Annotated in this window: 11 protein-coding genes; 5 read left to right on the plus strand and 6 right to left on the minus strand. The window is 61.1% G+C overall.

Annotation, left to right across the window (positions count from 1 at the left end; translation table 11 throughout):
• Window positions 1-174 precede the first annotated feature (174 nt).
• Entirely contained in the window at window positions 175-816 is a 642-nt protein-coding gene (locus OHL11_RS11950; protein ID WP_263371733.1) for a trimeric intracellular cation channel family protein, read from the plus strand.
• A gap of 205 nt (window positions 817-1,021) precedes the next feature.
• Here the strand turns inward: OHL11_RS11950 and OHL11_RS11955 are convergent, their stop codons facing one another.
• A complete protein-coding gene (locus OHL11_RS11955) occupies window positions 1,022-2,008 on the minus strand; it encodes a hypothetical protein (protein WP_263371734.1) in 987 nt (328 codons plus the stop codon).
• 287 nt (window positions 2,009-2,295) lie between these two features.
• Here OHL11_RS11955 and OHL11_RS11960 point away from each other — a divergent pair, with 287 nt between their 5' ends.
• Genes OHL11_RS11960 through OHL11_RS11970 form a run of 3 tightly spaced genes read left to right on the plus strand, consistent with a single transcriptional unit; the run spans window position 2,296 to window position 4,295 of the window.
• On the plus strand, window positions 2,296-3,294 hold the full coding sequence (locus OHL11_RS11960; protein ID WP_263371735.1) for a hypothetical protein: 999 nt from the start codon (window positions 2,296-2,298) through the stop codon (window positions 3,292-3,294).
• 39 nt (window positions 3,295-3,333) lie between these two features.
• Entirely contained in the window at window positions 3,334-4,026 is a 693-nt protein-coding gene (locus OHL11_RS11965) for a YggS family pyridoxal phosphate-dependent enzyme (RefSeq protein WP_263371736.1), read from the plus strand.
• Entirely contained in the window at window positions 4,023-4,295 is a 273-nt protein-coding gene (locus OHL11_RS11970; RefSeq protein WP_263371737.1) for a DUF167 domain-containing protein, read from the plus strand. The genes OHL11_RS11965 and OHL11_RS11970 overlap by 4 nt, the downstream gene beginning before the upstream one ends.
• A gap of 39 nt (window positions 4,296-4,334) precedes the next feature.
• Here the strand turns inward: OHL11_RS11970 and OHL11_RS11975 are convergent, their stop codons facing one another.
• The 3 genes from OHL11_RS11975 to OHL11_RS11985 form a co-directional block, all read right to left on the minus strand.
• Complete coding sequence (locus OHL11_RS11975) at window positions 4,335-4,535, minus strand: hypothetical protein (RefSeq protein WP_263371738.1); 201 nt, start codon at window positions 4,533-4,535, stop codon at window positions 4,335-4,337.
• Window positions 4,536-4,638: 103 nt separating this feature from the next.
• Window positions 4,639-6,366 carry a sugar porter family MFS transporter gene (locus OHL11_RS11980; protein WP_263371739.1) on the minus strand — a complete coding sequence of 576 codons (1,728 nt, stop codon included), beginning with the start codon at window positions 6,364-6,366 and terminating at the stop codon, window positions 4,639-4,641.
• 56 nt (window positions 6,367-6,422) lie between these two features.
• Entirely contained in the window at window positions 6,423-7,232 is an 810-nt protein-coding gene (locus OHL11_RS11985; protein ID WP_263371740.1) for a DeoR/GlpR family DNA-binding transcription regulator, read from the minus strand.
• 108 nt (window positions 7,233-7,340) lie between these two features.
• On the opposite strand from OHL11_RS11985, the gene OHL11_RS11990 reads away from it, so the two are divergent.
• A complete protein-coding gene (locus OHL11_RS11990; RefSeq protein WP_263371741.1) occupies window positions 7,341-8,477 on the plus strand; it encodes an SIS domain-containing protein in 1,137 nt (378 codons plus the stop codon).
• A 92-nt stretch (window positions 8,478-8,569) separates the two neighbouring features.
• Here OHL11_RS11990 and murQ read toward each other — a convergent pair whose 3' ends face one another.
• Together murQ and OHL11_RS12000 are read right to left on the minus strand one after the other, a co-directional pair.
• Entirely contained in the window at window positions 8,570-9,460 is an 891-nt protein-coding gene (gene murQ / locus OHL11_RS11995; RefSeq protein WP_263371742.1) for an N-acetylmuramic acid 6-phosphate etherase, read from the minus strand.
• A gap of 129 nt (window positions 9,461-9,589) precedes the next feature.
• A complete protein-coding gene (locus OHL11_RS12000) occupies window positions 9,590-13,222 on the minus strand; it encodes a carboxypeptidase regulatory-like domain-containing protein (RefSeq protein WP_263371743.1) in 3,633 nt (1,210 codons plus the stop codon).
• Window positions 13,223-13,546: the final 324 nt, after the last annotated feature.

Consider the following 13,546-nt stretch of genomic DNA (forward strand, 5'->3'; position numbering starts at 1 on the left):
CGAAGAGCAGGAACGCAGTTGTGATGAGGAAATGCAGAAAGTTGGCTCCGTCCGTGGTCTCGCGTCAGTGATCCATTTTACAAGCCGAGGACGCGGAGATTACGAGCACAAAAAAATCGAGCTCGCCTCCGGCAGCACAATTTCGGCAGGCATCCGCTACGATGGGGTCTGCCCATGCCGTTTCCCTTCAAACGCTTCCGCCCCACGCAAGTCCTGCTCGTCTTCGACCTGCTGGCGACGTTGCTGGTCGCGCTGGAAGGCTCGAGCGCTGGCGTGCTGGCGCATCTGGACTTCTTCGGCGTGCTGGTGATCGCATTCATCTCCGCGCTGGGCGGCGGTATCGTGCGCGATCTACTCATCGGCGCCACACCGCCGAATGCGATCCGCGACTGGCGCTACGGCGCGATCGCCCTGCTCGGCGGCGGCATCACGCTCATCAGCTTCCAGACTGTGCAAACCGTGCCGCACCACCTGCTCGTGACGCTGGACGCGGCCGGTCTGGCGCTCTTCGCCGTAGCTGGAGCCGACAAAGCGATCGAGTATGGAGTTTCTCCGCTGAGCGCGGTGCTGATGGGCGCGACGACGGGCTGCGGTGGCGGCGTCATCCGCGATCTGCTGCTCAACCGCATTCCGGCGATCCTGCATTCGGATGTCTACGCCACGGCCGCGCTGGCCGGCGCCATCGTCACGGTAGTCTCGCTGCGCTTCAGGCTGCCCCGCGGATGGGCGATGGCGGCTGGTGCCGTCATCTGCTTCACGCTGCGGATGATGGCCGTGACCTTCGGCTGGAGCCTGCCTCACGTCGCAGGCTACTAAGCCCAAACATCGCGAACCGGGTGCCCCAGGTCTCGCTTCTGAGACCTGGGTTCCAGAGAAGCCTCAGGGAACGCAGGCATTCTCGCCTGCCCACCCGTCCGCAAAACGCCGCGTACGGATGGGGCACCCTACCCGCAAGGGCAGAAGCGAAAACAGAAAGGCCCACCGAAATCGGCGGGCCTTTCGTTCCTGCGCTAAAGCGGTATCAGAAGCGGATACCGACCTTGACCGGGATGTACGTGGTTTCCTGCGAGTTCTGCGGGAAGAAGTTCCAGCCGCTATATGCAGCGAGCTGCGAGTCCGAAGCCGTGCGACCATCCGCGCCAGGGCGGAAGTTGTTGAAGGTGTGCACGATGCGAGCTTCGGCGTACAGCTTCTCGGAAGCGAAGCGCGACAGGCGATAAGTGATGCCAATACCGCCGTTCACACCGGCCGAGTTGCTGATGTAATTGTCCACCGTCTGGTTCGCAACGTACTGATAGCAGTAGCCGTAGTAGTCGCAGTAGGTGCCCGTCGCCGGCACGTAGAAGTTCGTGGCCTTGTGATAGAAACCACCGCCCACAACCGCATACGCGCCAAAGGTCTCGCTGTTGTAGAAGTTGTACTGCGGATTCAGCGTGAACGACCAGATGTGCGTGTTTGCGCCGACGCCATAGCTATTCGTCGGATCGAGGTACGCCGAGCGCGTGAAGGCGTGAATCGAGTTCGTCGTGTTGCCGAAGTTGTCCCAATCGAAGCCGAGGCTGAGGGCATACTTGCGGTTGAAGTTACGCGTGACACCGCCGCCTACAGAGTAGTTCAGCGTCAGCCAGTTGGAGTCGTCGGTGATGGGGCCGGTCAGACCGCCACCCACATACGCTCCCCACTTCTTCGCACCGTCGTCTGTGCGGTTGCCGCCGCGATAGCGCGGGCGACCCGTACGGCGCGAGCCATACTGGAAGGCGTTCAGGCCCGGCAGCGCCGGATGCAGGTTCGATGCGATTTCATTGTCCGCTGACGAGGAGGAAAAGGTCGCTTCCTCAGCGGTGTAGGTCTTCGGCAGCGAGAGGTCAAGCGTCGGACGCGTGACCGTTGCTGCCGCGGTGCCGTCAACCGGCGTCGTCGCGGGCGTCTGAGCTGCAGCTGCGAGCGCACTCGCGCTCAGCACAGCAGCCAAAGTCACAGCCTTCACTGTCCATCCAGAAAAAGACATCTCAGTTCGCATTGCTCTTTCAACTCCTTTGGGCGGATGCTCCCACCGGCTTGAACACTGACTCTGCAACTTAGTCGCGGTCTCGGCGGGACTCCTTTTGTCAGCTTATCTCTTCAGACGAGTAAAGCCGTCAATCAGATGCACGAGACCCGCGTCAGGAGTTCGTGACACGAACAACTTAGCCACTTTCAAACACCCCGGAACGCCCTGCTTTTCGCTATGCTTAAGTGTCGGCCGGAGAACTGAAGCGTTCGCGAAAACGGCCATATCCAATGAGGTACTCCCGTTTGCGATTGTCTTCTGCAGCAGCCCGCCGCTTTGCGCTGGGATTGATTCTCTCCAGTGCATGGTGCGCCGCCGTGGCGCAAAGCGATGTTGTGGCGCAAAGCGATGCTGTGGACGTTCGCAACTTCCCCGTTCCGCAGATCGACGCCCCGCTTCTGATCGCAGCCACGCCTGCGACAGAGTCCAGCAGCGCCGATTCCCTGCCCGAATCGCCCTCGGCCCTGCTCTTCGGCGATCCGCAGCAGGCGCAGCAAACCCCGACGACGCCGAAGCACAAGTCGAACTCGCTGACCTGCGAGGGCTGCGACGTCGATGCCAACGGCAACCCCATTCCGCTGGAGCGCCAGCAGCCGAAGCGCATCCTCGGCTTCATGCCCAACTTCCGCTCGGTTTCTGCAGGCGCCAAGCCGCATCCGCTCGGCTGGAAGTACAACTTCAGCATCGCCACCAAGCAGGCCTTCGACTACTCCTCGTTCCTCTTCCTCGGCCTTACCTCCATCACCGCCGAAGGGATGGACTCGCATCCGGCGCTCGGCAAGGGTGTCCCGGGCTTCTGGGCATATACGTGGCGCGGCTTCCTCGACAAGACCGACGGCACCTACCTCTCCGCATGGCTGTTGCCCTCGCTGCTGCATGAGGACACGCGCTATCATCCGCTCGGCGCAGGCCACTCCGTCGTCGTTCGCTCGCTCTACGTGATCTCACGCCAGGGCGTAGCGCAGACCTACGGCGGTCGTCAGACGCCGAACATCGCCGGCCTCGGCGGCAAGGTGTTGACGCAGGTGATCTCGCGCACCTACTACCCGTCGAGCGCGGCGACCTTCTCCACGCTGGCCACCAAGTTCGGCTACTCCGTGATGCGCGACGTCGCGTTCTCGTCCATCCGCGAGTTCTTCCCCGACATCCAGGCACACTACGTGCGCAAGCACCGCGAAAAGGCCGCCGCGCAGGCTGAGCGTGATGCCCACGCCGCTGGCGTACCGACGAGTTCGAAGTTCTAGCGAAGCCTCCTGACGGGAATCCTCGCTAGAATCGTAGCTGTGAGCTCAATTGCTGAAAATCTCGAACGTGTACGCGATGAGATCGCCACGGCCTGCGCCCACGCAGGCCGTTCGCGCGACTCCGTGGCCCTGATGGCCGTCTCCAAGACGCATCCCGCAGAAGCTGTGCTCGAAGCCATCGCCGCCGGGCAGAAGCTCTTCGGCGAAAACCGCGTGCAGGAGTTTGCCGCCAAACGCGAAGGCATCATCGACCTGCAGGGCGCCCAGTTTCACCTCATCGGCCCGCTGCAGAGCAACAAGACGACACGCGCTGCCGAACTCTTCGACGCCTTCGACGCGCTCGACTCGCTGAAGATCGCCGAACGCCTGAACGCCACCTGCGCCACGCTGAACAAGCGCCTCGGAGTCTTCATCGAGGTAAAGCTCTCGCACGAAGAATCCAAGCACGGACTCAGCGAAGCCGAGCTACCCGCGCTGCTCGAGGCAGTCGCCAGGCTGCCGCAGCTTCAGCTGCGCGGCCTGATGACGGTGCCGCCGTTCACCGAAGATCCAGAAGGCGCGCGTCCGTACTTCGCCAGGCTGCGGGCCTTGCGCGACGCGAACGTCGCCCAGCATCCCACGCTGACGGAGCTTTCGATGGGCATGAGTCACGACTTCCGCGTGGCCATTGAAGAAGGCTCGACCACCGTGCGCGTCGGCACAGCGATCTTCGGCAAGCGCGAGACTCTGTGAGCGAGTTCGCCGTGCTCGCGCTGAAGGTGCAGCCTGGCGCGAAGCGCAACGCCGTCCTCGGCCAGCATGGAGATGCCATCCGCATCGCCCTCACCGCTCCGCCGGTCGACGGCAAAGCCAATGACGCACTCTTTGGCTTCCTCGCAGAAGCGCTCGCGATCAACAGACGCAGCATCGCTCTTGTGAGCGGGGCCACTGCACGACAGAAGCTCGTGCGCGTTGAAGGCCTCAGCCGCGATGAGGCTATCCATCGCCTGCTGCGCGGCTAAAGGCGCCTGCTGCGCGACTGACGGCCGCCTGCTGCGCGACTAACGGCGCTTCACGAACGACAGCATCAGAGCGATCGACGCGGCCGCACCACCGCCGAAGAGCCCCGCCATCCATGCGGAGAGACGTACTTCGGCCACCGGAGTTCCGGGCTTGGCGTGCTCACGCGCTGTATGGTCCGCCCACACGCCGACGACCGCAAACACCATCAGCACCAACGCCGTACGCAAGACGATCCGCACCTTCTGCTCCTTCGCCTCACCAACAGGCTGTGGTTCTATTCTTGCAGAAACGACGAAAGCGCCATGCCCGGATGCAGGCATGGCGCTTCGTCGTGGGCCACTCTTAGCGGAAGGACATCTCGATCTCTTCGAGCGTCTTGCCCTTCGTCTCCGGCAGCAGGAACGTCGCCGTGAGGAAATACACGATGGTGCACGCGGCCCAGAAACCGAACATCGCCGCGTAGCCATAGCGTCCCGCCACCGGCAGGAAAACGCCCGCGATCGTCGTCGACACACCCTGGTTGATCAGCAGCGCAATGCCCATGCCCGAAGAGCGGATGCGCGTCGGCATCAGCTCTGAAAGCATCAACCACACCACCACGCCCGGTCCTACCGCAAACGCCGCAATGAAAAGCGCCATGCACAGCGCAATGACGTTACCCGTGTGCTGACTCGGGATCGGCCCCAGCCACGCATGTTTGATCACGAGCGGCCCAGCCTTCGTGTTCGGCTCCGGCGCAAGGTGAATCGCTCCGTCCTTCTCGGTCGTAATCGCGGTCATGATCTGATCGCCCGCACCGTAGCTATACGAGACCAGCATCTCCATCGGCGCGCCCGTCGTGTTGAAGCTAGCGATGCGCGTATCCACCACGTTGTTCGTCGCGCTCGCCTGCAACTGCTCGCGCACGTCGGTGCGCTTGGACTCCTCCGCATGGAAGGTGAACGCAGCCACGAGCAAAGCAATGGTCACGCCAGCCGTGCCAATACGCAGCAGGAAGCGGCGTCCCTTACGGTCCACCAACGCCACCGCGACGATGGTCATCAAGCAGTTGAGCAACTTCACCAGAAAATCGAACTGTGTCGAGCGCTCGACCGACAGCCCGGCCTGCTTGAGGATCACGACCAGATAGCTCAGCACCGAGTTGATGCCAGTCGCCTGGTTACACGCCAGCACAAGACACGCCAGCAGGAACGGCACGATATAGCGCTTCTGAAAGAGCGAGCCAGCGGCTCCGCTCGCGTGATCGTCAATCTCCTGTTGCGTGATCGCGCCCATCTCTTCGATCTGCGTTTCAGCCTCATCGCGCGTGGAGGTCAGCAACAACGCCTGCAGCGCAGCCTCGCGGCGCCCGTGGCGGAACAACCAGCGCGGCGTCTCCTTCAGAAAGATCGAACCGACGCAGAAGAGCACGCCCGGGTAGATCACCGAAGCCATCATGCTGCGCCATGCGTGGTCCTGTGCATGAAAAATCAGCGACGCGTTGCCCTGCGCGGCGGCAATCGCCGCCTCCGTCTGGCGTGTGTAGTAAAGCCCCACCACCGACGCCATCACGATGCCGGCGGTCAACATCAACTGGAAAATGCCTGAACCGCTGCCGCGCTTCTTCGCACTCAAAGACTCCGCCAAATACAGCGGCACCACCACGGCGATCACACCGCAGCTCAGGCCCTGCAACAGACGGCCAAGAAAGAGTCCTAAAAACGAATGCGCCGTCGCAATCAATACGCCGCTCGCGCTGAAGAGCGCGCCGCTGACGATCATCATCGTGCGGCGGCCAAGCCAGTCCGCAAGAAAACCCGCAACCAGCGAAGAGATCGTGCCGCCCGCCAGCACAGCCGCTACGATCAGCGACGTCTGCTCCAGCGAGAGGTGAATGCTCTTGTCCACGTACAGCAGCGCCGCCGAGATGATGCCGATGTCCACACCATAGAGCAGGCCGCCCAGGCCCGCGATGAAGGTCAAAAAGTATCCGTACCCAAAAGACTGCTTTGTTTCCGCTGCAACCGCCTGCGCCATCGACCAACCACCTTCCGCCAGACGCACGCGCCGGGCCTGATTGCTGCTCTTCAAAAATCTGTACGAACTCTTGCTCTACAACCTACCGGAAAACTCTGTGGCCGCCGTGCCTATTCGCTGGCCGGCATGTGCGCTTCCACGATCTGCACGGAGATTCCCGCAGCTTCCAGCGCCGCGCGTTTGTCCTCCGCCAGACCATCGTCCGTGATGACGCGATGCACGTCCTGGGTACGGCAGATGCGCGAGGGGCTGATGACGCCAAACTTCGACGAGTCGGCAATCACGATCACTTCCTTCGCGTGCTCCACCATCGTGCGTGCGACCAGAGCTTCTTCCTGCTCGAGCGTGGTCGCACCATGCTTCAGGTCAAAGCCCGTAACGCTGAGAAACACCTTATCCAGAAACGTATCGCGCAACGCTTCCACAGCGGCAGGGCCGGCCATCGCAAACGTCCATCGCCACGCCAGCAGACCACCGGTCAACGTCGTGCGGATCGCCGTCTGGTTGCAAAGCTCCATGCCGATATTCAGCGCGTTGGTGACGACACTAATGTTGCGGCGCTGGCGCAGCGCGCGGCCCACCTGCGTCGCCGTCGTGCCAGCGGTGATGCCCACGGTCTCGTTCTCACGCACGATCTCCGCCGCAGCCACGCCGATCAGACGCTTCTGAGCAGCAAAACGCAGCTCGCGCGCCTGATACGACGTGTCATAGCGGAAGGCGTCATAGAGCGACGGCTCGATGAGCGTCACGCCACCATGTGTGCGCTTCACCAGACCACGAGCTTCCAGGCGGCTCAGGTCGCGGCGGATGCTCGGCGCGCTGACCTCAAAGTCGTCCATAAGCTCGGCGAGGCTCATCGTGCCTCGCCGCAGCAATTCCTTCATAATCCGCTCTTCGCGGCGATCTGTCTTTTTCGACATCTACGAAACCTTTCCGAAAGATTTCTCAAGAAGGGGATTCACACGGCGATAATACGTGCACTAGAATGATCGAGTAAAGCAAAATCAATCATTTTCTGCGAGGCAAGCATGGACACGCTCGATCAGCCGCTTACGTTCCCCCACTGGATGTTGCAGGAGATTCACCAGCAGCCCGAGGCCCTCCGCCTCACGCTCACGCACTACGTTGAGAACGGCAAGTTCCGCGAAGAAACGAACGCCGCCGCTCGTGAGTGGCTCGGGAATCCTTCGCGCGAGATCCTGATCGCGGCCAGCGGTTCAAGCCGCCACGCAGGCATGGTTGCAGAGCTGCTCTTCGAAGAGTTCAGCGACATCGCGGTGGATGTGGAGTACGCGAGCGAGTATTCGCTGCGTGGCGATCGCGGCATCAAGGACGCGGCCGTGCTCGTGATCTCGCAGTCGGGCGAGACCGCCGACACGCTCGCTGCGCTGCGCCGGGCACAGCGCGCAGGACAGCGCACCATGGCCGTGACGAACGTGCCAACCTCGTCGATGGCGAAGGAAGCTACCGTCTCCTACCCCACGCTCGCCGGCCGCGAACGCGCCGTGCCCGCGACGAAGAGCTTCACCTGCCAATTGCTCGTGCTGCAGCTTCTTGCGCTGCTCGCTGCTGAAGCCCGCGGCACGATGACTCCTGAAGAGATCACCGCACAGCTTCGCCAGCTTGAGGCACTTCCCGCGATCATCGAGCAGAACCTCGCAGGCTGGCAGAAGACCGCCGAAAAGATCGCCACGGCCAATAAGCCGTACGCCAACTTCCTCTTCCTCGGCCGCGGCCTGCACTACCCCATCGCCCGCGAAGGCGCGCTGAAGCTCAAGGAGTCGTCGTACCTGCACGCCGAAGGCTACCCCAGCGGTGAGTTGAAGCACGGTCCGAACGCGCTCGTCAGCGACCAGACGCCGCTGGCGATGATTGCCACCGTCGACCGCAATGCGCCGGACTCCGTCGAGCGCTACGAGAAGACGATTCAGCTCATGAAGGACATGAAGGCGCAGGGCGCGAAGATCGTCTGCACCGCCAACGCTGGCGATGAAGAGGCCGCCTCACTCTCGGCGCAGACCTTCTTCGTCCCCGCTCTCAGCGAAGCGGTACTTCCCTTCGCCGAAGTGATCGCGTACCAGTTCTTCTCGTACTTTATGGCGATCCAAGCCGACATCAATGTCGACCAACCGCGCAATCTCGTGAAAGCGGTCGTCGTCGAGTAAGCGCGCACCAGCCGCGCGCAGAGAACTACATGCTTGACCGAATTGCTTGTGAAACGCCAGATCGCTTCGTGCGGTCTGGCTTCTTTTTGTTTCTAAGCGAGCGCTCTACGCAGGTTGCCCCTGGCCACCGATAGCCTCTGATCAGCTTGCGTCCTGCTCAGTTGCAGACGATGCATCACGACCCCAGCCTTGATACTGCCGGCCGCGGCAAGGAGCCTGGCCGCTTCGTCCTGCGGCAGATCCGTCAGCGTCATGAGAATGCGCAGCGCGCGGTCTTCCAGCTTCTTGTTCGTCGCCGCCACGTTCACCATCAGGTTCTCGTACACATAGCCAAGCCGCACCATGGCGCCGGTGCTGAGCTGGTTGAGCACCAGCTTGGTCGCCGTCCCCGCCTTCAGGCGCGTAGAGCCCGTCAAAACTTCCGGGCCCACAACCGGCGTGATCGCAATCTCGGATGCCGCAGCGATAGCCGATCCTTCTACACAACTGACACCGATGGTCCGCGCGCCCAACGACGCCGCATAACGCAGGCCGCCGAGCACATACGGTGTGCGCCCACTGGCTCCGATGCCGACGAGCACATCGCCTGCAGCAAAGCCGCGTGCCTGCAGATCAGCGACACCCTGAGCAGCATCGTCCTCGGCGCCTTCCACCGCAAAGCGCAACGCATGATCGCCTCCAGCGATCACCCCTTGGATCAGTTCGGGCCTGCTCTGAAAAGTCGGAGGAGCCTCAGACGCATCCAGCACTCCCAACCTGCCAGAGGTACCAGCGCCGAGGTAAAACAGCCGCCCGCCCCGCTCCAGCGCCAGTACGATCACGCCAATCGCCGCCGCAATCGCATCACATTGCGACTCCATCGCCGCCAGAACAGCGCGGTCCTCCTCCTGCATCAACCGCACCAGCTCTGCGGTGGAGAGCTGGTCTAACTGTAGCGAGCGCGAGTTGCGCTGCTCCGTGGAAGGGAGCGCGGACGTGAACATGAGAGATCTCCGGGGCTGGTTCACAGACTGATCCAACCCTATACAACTATACCTATATCCGTCAGCTTTGACCCTGCAAATGACAACGGCGCCCGCAGATGCGGACGCCGTTGCCAGTAGCGGTTTCGGTTAGAAGTCGAAGCGACCAGCGACCTGCAGAATACGCGCGTCGCGGTAGCCAGTGACCTGACCAAAGGTGGAGGAGGTGGAGGTAACACCGATGGACTGGATGTTCGTGTGGTTGGCCACGTTGAACGCTTCGCCGCGGAGCTGGAACTTCAGACCATCCACGATGCGGTAGACGCGGAAGATGCCCAGATCAGCGCGCTGGAAGCCCGGTCCGTTGATGGTGCCACGACGAGCCGTTCCCGGGACATTGCTGGCCGGATCCGTTGCGGTGAACGCGCCTGTGTAGAACCAAGGTGTGCTCGACTGGCCATACTTCTTGCTGGCATGAAGATTTACACCGTAGCCCTGGTTCGGGTCAGCGATCTGGTTCGGACGAAGGCCAGCGTTCGTGTTGCCGAGAAGGCTAAGGCCAGCGTTGTCGTTCACCGTACCGCCGGTGGTGGAGCCGTTCAGGCCATTGATGCCGCCCGGCAGGTTGTAGTTGATGACCGATCCGCCCGAAGCCGCAACCGTCAGCGGAAGACCCGAGTTCACTGCGTAGGTGACAGCAACGTTCCAGCCACCGATGAGGCGACCCTTAAGACCGTGCTGCTCCTTGTACCAAGGCAGTTCCCAAACACCATCGAGCGTGAGCAGCAGTTTGCGGTCGACGGCAGCGCGGCCGTAGTCACCGTTCACGTTGTAGATGTCCTGAACGAAGCCGGAGTAGTCAGCCTGGGCGTTCGTGAGATCGCGCGACCAGGTGAAGTTGCCGTCGATGAAGCTCTTGCCCTTGAAGCGCTTGGTGACCTTCGTCTGCAGTGAGTTGTAGTTGGAGTTGAAGATCGTCTGCATCGCGTCGACCGCGAAGTAACCGAGGTAAGGCTTGATCTGGTTCAGGACGCGATCGCAGGTCGAGTTGAGGAACGCGGGCTGACCGTTGAGAACGCAGGTCGAGCTTGCCGAAGTCGGGGTGACCACACCACGCCATGCGCCTGCACGCGGCTGGTTGATTTCTTCGGCACCTGCGAGATGCGTACCGTGCGATCCCACATAGGCAACGTCAAGCAACAGGGTCGGAGTGATCTGCTGCTGTACGCCGAGCGAGAACTGCTGCATGTAAGGCGTCTTGAAGTTGAGCGGCAGAGCCTGAATGCGGCCCGGTGTTGTGGAAGGCGTCGTAGCAGTTGCACCACCAGCAGGGTTGTCGGCGCTCGCCATCGTCTGCGAGTAGGTCGCCACTGCAGGGGGGTTATTGAAGACCGTGGTCTCGTAGTAGCTAACCTCGATCTCGTCGTACGCCCATCCGTAGCCTCCACGGAGAGCCGTCTTGCCGTCGCCGAAGACGTCCCATGCAAAGCCAACGCGCGGTGCAAAGTTGTTCTTCTGCGCGCCCGTCACCTTGTTGCCAAAGGGCGATGCCTGGTTGTTATTGGCTGCCGACGGATTACCGAAGATCATGCCGTTAATGTAGTTGGGGCCAACAAAGTCAGCATTTGCATTCGGCGCGGTCGACTGACCTGCATTGCTTCCAGCCTGGCTGCACGTGCCGGTAAGGCACATCAAGCCGGTCGAAGCGATGGTCGGAGCCTTCGAAGCCGAGTAGCTGCTGGGATCGAAGTTGCTCAGGTTTCCACCCGCATCATACGGCTGCATGACGTAGCTGTAGCGCACGCCGAGGTTCAGCGTCAGGTGCGGAGTCACCTTCCAGTTGTCCTGAAGGTAGGCTTCGTAGATGTTCTGGTTGATATCGACAGCTGCGTTGCGCGACTGCTGCGAGAAGCCGCTGTTGGCGTTACCCGTCAGGAAGTTTGCAAAGGACTGCGATTCCGGCACGCCCGAAAGTTGCGCCTGACCGGTACCGGTGACGACCGGGAACGCCGCATCATTCGTGAAGCCGAATGAACCCTGGTTCGAGGTGCTGGAGTTATTTTCCTGCTTCTCATAGTGCATGTAGGAGAAGCCGGCGATCAGTGTGTGGTTGTGCAGCGTCTTCGTGTAATCCGCAAACCCCTGATGATTGATGCCGTGATCGACGTAGACCGGACCGGAAGTGATAGAGGTCATGCCGGTCATGCTGATCGTCGGAACAACACCAACGGTGCTTCCATACGGAAGGGTGGGCTGAACGTCCGGCGAATTTGCCGAAAGCAACTTACCCTGCGGCTGCGTCAGAATCGAGCCGTTCGAGTAAGCGTAGCCAACGTTGATCACCGACGTCGGAGTGGGCAGGTAGGTCACCTTACCCAGGTGCTGCGTACCGGGGTACTTCGACTGCGTTGCAGAGAGACCAGGGATAGGAGCGGAGATGAACGTACCCGAACCATTGAACGTCGGGAAGGTGTCGTGAATGTAGCGATACATCAGCGACAGCTTCGTACCGATCTGGTGGTCACCGCGGATCGTGGTGTTCAGATTGTTGTAGACGTTGCGCACGGTGTTGCTGATCGTGTGCGGATCAATGTTGCGCGCGAGATTGGCCGCCTCGTTCGGCAGTGGAATCGAAGGATAAACATCCTTCAGGTACTGCTGCGACTGCTGCGAGAACGCGGTCACCTGCGTACCTGCTGCGGTACAGGTGTTCGTTTGGTTCGCTGCGCTGTAAGTGAAGGCTGTGCAGACCTGCACCGGACCACGAGTCCACTGTGTGCTGCCCGTAGGGATGTAATAGCTTTGCGAGAAATCGCCACGGCGCTCTGCTGCCGTAGGAACGATTGCGCTCAGCGTGGCATAGGTGACTTCACGTAGTGCTTCCAACGAAACGAAGAAGAAGGACTTGTCCCTACCGTTGTAGAGCTTCGGGATCCAGACAGGACCGCCGAAAGAACCACCGAAATCGTTGTAGCGATACTTGTTGATCGGCTGACCAATCTGGTCGTTGTAGTAGCCATTCGCGTCGAGGAAATCGTTACGGAAATACTCGTAAGCGCTACCATGCCACTTGTTCGTACCGGACTTCGTCACGACATCGACCATGCCCGAAGAGTTACGGCCATACTGCGCGCTGTACTGTCCACGCAGGGTCTTGAACTCGGCGATGGCGTCCGGGCTGGGATAAACGTAAAGTGTCAGGTTCGCACCGCGATCGACGTTGTCCGCGCCGTCTACCGTCCAGTTATTGGAGGTCGTGCGTCCACCGTTGACCGAGAAAGACACCGTGCTCGATGCTCCTCCCACGCCTACGGGACCACGCTGCAGGTTGTCCGTAGCACCACCGTAAGCGACACCGGGCTGCAGGTTGATCAAGCTCTCGTAGTTACGCGAGATCATCACGAGGCTATTAATCTGATCACTGTTGATCAGGCCCGCGCCAGACGCGTCTTCGAGGTTTACGCGCGCTTCATCCGCGTTGACGGTTACCGTTTCCGTGTTCTCACCGTTGCTCAGAGCACGGTTTACTGTGAGGGCGTCCGCGACGTGGAGCATAAGGTGCTGGACCTTAGTCGTCTTGAAACCTGCATCGCTCACCGTGACGTCGTAGCTGCCCAGCGGGAGCGCCGTTGCGGTGTAGAAGCCGTTACCGTTTGTCGTCAGGGTGCGCTCAACGTGGTTGCGGTCCGTGTTGGTCAACGTGACCGTTGCGCCGCGAACGGCGGCACCGCTTTTGTCCGTAATCGTTCCGCTAATGCTTCCGGTCGTGGCGTCCTGCGCCATAGCCACTCCACCGATCAAACCTAGAGCAGTGGCAGTCAATGCGGTACAACGGGCGATGGAGATTTTCATCGCGTCCTCCCTCAAGTGGTGTTGCTGTGTCGTTCTTATTGGTCTATGCAGAGCACGTCCATTGCTGGAGTGCCGAGATTCGATCTGTCTACATCTGTTTCTGAAGACTGCACCCAATCGTTAGGCCGTTCTCGCGAACGTCCCGGGCGAGTTCGTTCATTTTGCCGGGGCATGCGGCGCAGAAAGCGCGACGCCACCATCCAAAGTTGCCACTGCCGAGCGGGCCAGCACGCGAAGGTTCACAGAATGGGGCGA

It is taken from the genome of Granulicella cerasi (assembly GCF_025685575.1).
Taxonomy (GTDB): Bacteria; Acidobacteriota; Terriglobia; order Terriglobales; family Acidobacteriaceae; genus Granulicella; species Granulicella cerasi.

Bases quoted from the DNA above. Each gene is read 5' to 3' on its own strand.
- OHL11_RS11950 (WP_263371733.1), top strand. From the start codon at position 175: ATGCCGTTTCCCTTCAAACGCTTCCGCCCCACGCAAGTCCTGCTCGTC.
- OHL11_RS11955 (WP_263371734.1), bottom strand. From the start codon at position 2,008: ATGTCTTTTTCTGGATGGACAGTGAAGGCTGTGACTTTGGCTGCTGTG.
- OHL11_RS11985 (WP_263371740.1), bottom strand. From the start codon at position 7,232: ATGTCGAAAAAGACAGATCGCCGCGAAGAGCGGATTATGAAGGAATTG.
- OHL11_RS11990 (WP_263371741.1), top strand. From the start codon at position 7,341: ATGGACACGCTCGATCAGCCGCTTACGTTCCCCCACTGGATGTTGCAG.
- murQ (WP_263371742.1), bottom strand. From the start codon at position 9,460: ATGTTCACGTCCGCGCTCCCTTCCACGGAGCAGCGCAACTCGCGCTCG.
- OHL11_RS12000 (WP_263371743.1), bottom strand. From the start codon at position 13,222: ATGGCGCAGGACGCCACGACCGGAAGCATTAGCGGAACGATTACGGAC.